Annotated in this window: 1 pseudogene; it reads right to left on the bottom strand. The window is 40.4% G+C overall.

Annotated elements, in window-relative coordinates:
• A pseudogene (locus I5349_RS13785) lies at window positions 1–267 on the bottom strand (S9 family peptidase); the annotation flags it as partial.

Raw genomic sequence — 267 nt, 5'->3', positions numbered from 1 at the left:
CGATGGGAAATGAATCATTCCGTGCAACTCAGTCACTCCATCTTTAGAAGTGAAAGTGAATACTTCCACTTTATTCAGACCTAACTCCTCAAACCTACTCATGTCACTTTTTGCCAATTCAGCTACCACTTTGCCTTTGGCATCCACCAAATTGGTAAATGGAGGAATGTCATGAGTTTGAGCTACATCTACAAAGTATTTCCCATCAGGAGAAATAGTCACCGAGTGATTAAAAGCTGGATCTGTTAATCGGGTATCTTTTGTACC

It is taken from the genome of Penaeicola halotolerans (genome assembly GCF_016464625.1).
Lineage (GTDB): Bacteria > Bacteroidota > Bacteroidia > Cytophagales > Cyclobacteriaceae > Penaeicola > Penaeicola halotolerans.
Note: the sequence above shows the minus strand (reverse complement) of the source record. Positions and strands in the feature narration are given on the sequence as shown.